The sequence below is a fragment of the Neisseria sicca VK64 genome, from assembly GCF_000260655.1.
Taxonomy (GTDB): Bacteria; Pseudomonadota; Gammaproteobacteria; order Burkholderiales; family Neisseriaceae; genus Neisseria; species Neisseria sicca_B.
Genome location: NZ_AJMT01000023.1, coordinates 1 through 3,000, shown reverse-complemented (window position 1 = coordinate 3,000; position 3,000 = coordinate 1). Strand labels below are relative to the sequence as shown.

Below are 3,000 nucleotides of genomic sequence, written 5' to 3'. Positions count from 1 at the left end.
TGTTTGAACCTGTTGAAAGCAGCTAACAGGCTAAGTGTGCCTGTTTGCGCCTAAAAGGCGGTCCGGATGCCTTATTATCAGGTATCCGGGGAGGATTAAGGGGGTATTTGGGTAAAATTAGGAGTGATTGGGGGAGAAAACAGCCGAAAACCTGTTTTTGGGTTTCGGTTGTTGGAGGAAAAGAAATTTTGCAAAGGTCTCAATATGTTTGGTTTCGCAAACACCCGCTTGACACAAAACGCTAAGATTTGTTTTCAGACGACCTTGCAGTCATGTCCGACTATTTTTTGTGGCAAAATTCAGCCATGTTCCACATGGTCAGTCCGCGTATTTAAACTGAAGAAATTTCAAGCCGGCTGACCAAACAGATTACAAGGAGAAACAGACATGAGCCGCATTTTATCCTCACTGCGCTATCCGCTGATTCAAGCGCCGATGGCGTTTGCGCATGACACAGAGCTGCCTTTGGCTGTCGGCAAAACCGGCGCTTTGGGTTCGTTGGCGGGGGCGATGTACGATGCCGTGGGTTTGGAAAAAGCGTTGGCTCGGATGAAGCAGGAAGGCGGAGAACGTCCGTACAACCTCAACTTTTTCGCCCACCGCACGCCGTCTGCCGAACGCGCGCAATACGATGCCTGGTTTGCCGTGTTGCGTCCGTATTTCGAGGCTTACGGGCTGACGGAAAACGACATTCCCAGCGGCGGCGGACGGCAGCCGTTTGATGCCGATGCGTTGGCATGTGTGGAACGTTACCGCCCGCCTGTGGTCAGCTTCCACTTCGGTCTACCCGCGCCCGAATACTTGCAGCGCGTCAAAGCGACGGGTGCGGAAGTGTGGAGCAGCGCGACGACGGTCGAAGAAGCCGTCTGGCTGGAACAAAACGGCGCGGATGTCGTGATTGCCCAAGCGTGGGAGGCGGGCGGTCATCGGGGATGGTTTTTAAACCGCAATCCCGACAGCCAAAGCGGCTTGTTCGCCCTGTTGCCCGCAAGGCCGTGCGCCTGCCCGTCATAGCCGCAGGCGGCGTTTCCGATGCAGCCGCCGTCCGCGCCGCGTTGGAATTGGGCGCGTCCGCAGTACAGGTCGGAACCGCCTTCCTGCTCGCAGACGAAGCCCTGACCAAACCCGCCCACCGCGCCGCCATCCAAACCGTCCGTCCCGAAGATACCGTGGTGACCAACTTGTTCAGCGGCGGCGCGGCGCGCGGGCTTTACAACCGCTTCATACGAGAAGCCGGTCCGATGAATGACGCAGCGCTCCCGTTCCCCTTGGCAGGCGCAGCCGTCGGCGCATTGAAAGCCGCCGCCGAAAAACAAGGCTGCTATGACTTTTCCCCATTTTGGGCAGGACAAAACGCAGGATTGTGCCGCCCCGGCAGCGCGGCGGAAATCGTCGAACGGTTGTGCGGCGGCATCGAGCGTTAGGACAGTTTGAACACGGGCAAGGTGGACGTTGCAAAAAGGTCGTCTGAAAATTGAAAACTGGTTTTCAGACGACCCGTAGCGTGGTCTCCGCCACGGAATGAAGATAAAGACAACCGCCCGATTCGGATTGTCGGACAGCAGGTTCGCGGGCAAAGCCCACGCTACGGATTGGGTTTCTTCCGAGCTTGTCGATTGGTGGTGCCGGAGGTTTTCCATTTGCCGTCAATCAGGGGTTTGCGGGTAATGCGCAGCCTGCCGTCGGACAGATATCGCTTTTCCTGAACATAAACCGATTGCAACCCTTTACCGGAGATTCCGCGGAAGCGTCCGCCCATATGGAATGCAGCGCCCGATTTGGTGAACGTTTTGATTTATGCTTTATTCTTATAGAAAACAAGAGGAAATGATATATGTCTTTCTTTAAAAATAAATTAGGCATCTTGTTGGCATTAATCTATCTAATCGCATCAATGGTTATTTTGGGTGATAGTACAGAGGGGAGCTGGGGAGGTTTTCTTCTCTTCGTCTCAGCCTTTCCCTTTTCCATTTTGTCCTTATTCGTTTCCAATTATGTAAATGGCCCGTTAGCCAATTGGGTATTTATCTTTCTGAATGCAATTTGGTGGTTTTTACTGGGATGGTTAATCACTAAGATTTTTAGAAAAAAGATTCAAACAGAATGAGACTTTTGCAAAATACCCCTTTTCCCTTCTCCCCCAACAGCCGAAACTCAAACACAGGTTTTCGGCTGTTTTCATGCTAAATATCCCCGTTTTTCTCCCCGGATACCTGATAATCAGGCATCCGGGCCGCCTTTTAGGCGGCAACAGGCACACTTAGCCTGTTAGCCGCTTTCAACAGGTTCAAACACATCGCCTTCAGATGGCTTTGCGCACTCACTTTGAGCAGACCAAAATAGGCTGCCCGGGCGTAGCGGAATTTACGGTGCAGCGTACCGAAGCTTTGTTCGACCACATAACGGGTCTTCGACAAATATCGGTTACGTTTGGTTTGCGCTTCCGTCAGCGGACGGTTGCGGCAGGCTTTGCGCATAATGCCGTCTAACAACTGATGCTCTTTCAGATGTTGCCGGTTTTCCTTACTGTCGTAGCCTTTGTCGGCATAGACGGTCGTACCTTCGGCAATGCCTTCCAACAAAGGGGACAGATGGTTGCACTCATGGGTATTGGCAGGAGTGATGTGCAGTTTCTCGATATAGCCTTCCTCATCGGTACGGGTATGTTGTTTGTAACCGAGTTTGTAGAGGCCGTTTTTCTTTGTCCAGCGGGCATCGCTGTCTTTGCTCGGTGTGGTTTGGCCGCTGACTTGTCCTTCCTCGTCAACTTCTATGGCCTGACGCTGTTTGCTGCCGGCGGTCTGAATAATGGTGGCGTCAACGACGGCGGCGGATGCCTTCTCTACTTTTAGGTTTTTTTCGGCCAGTTGTGGTTGATCAGTTCCAGCAATTCGGACAGGGTGTCTCTTGCGCCAGCCAGTTGCGGTAGCGGCATAAGGTGCTGTAATCGGGGATGCTCAGTTCGTCAAAACGGCAAAACAGGTTGAAGTCGATGCGGGT

2 protein-coding genes and 2 pseudogenes are annotated in these 3,000 nt (G+C 52.9%); 2 read left to right on the top strand and 2 right to left on the bottom strand.

Annotation, left to right across the window (positions count from 1 at the left end; genetic code table 11):
- The first annotated feature begins 387 nt into the window (after positions 1-387).
- Positions 388-1,424, top strand: a pseudogene (locus HMPREF1051_RS15495) (NAD(P)H-dependent flavin oxidoreductase).
- A 161-nt stretch (positions 1,425-1,585) separates the two neighbouring features.
- Here HMPREF1051_RS15495 and HMPREF1051_RS14035 read toward each other — a convergent pair.
- On the bottom strand, positions 1,586-1,759 hold the full coding sequence (locus HMPREF1051_RS14035) for a hypothetical protein (RefSeq protein WP_003763510.1): 174 nt from the start codon (positions 1,757-1,759) through the stop codon (positions 1,586-1,588).
- Positions 1,760-1,834: 75 nt separating this feature from the next.
- Between HMPREF1051_RS14035 and HMPREF1051_RS01730 the strand changes: the two genes are divergently transcribed.
- The gene (locus tag HMPREF1051_RS01730) at positions 1,835-2,107 is read left to right on the top strand and encodes a hypothetical protein (protein ID WP_036491188.1); all 273 of its coding nucleotides are present in this window, start codon (positions 1,835-1,837) and stop codon (positions 2,105-2,107) included.
- A 133-nt stretch (positions 2,108-2,240) separates the two neighbouring features.
- Here the strand turns inward: HMPREF1051_RS01730 and HMPREF1051_RS12770 are convergent.
- A pseudogene (locus HMPREF1051_RS12770) lies at positions 2,241-3,000 on the bottom strand (IS5 family transposase); the annotation flags it as partial.

Coding starts and splice junctions, on each gene's coding strand:
- HMPREF1051_RS14035 (WP_003763510.1), bottom strand. CDS start 1,759: ATGGGCGGACGCTTCCGCGGAATCTCCGGTAAAGGGTTGCAATCGGTT.
- HMPREF1051_RS01730 (WP_036491188.1), top strand. CDS start 1,835: ATGTCTTTCTTTAAAAATAAATTAGGCATCTTGTTGGCATTAATCTAT.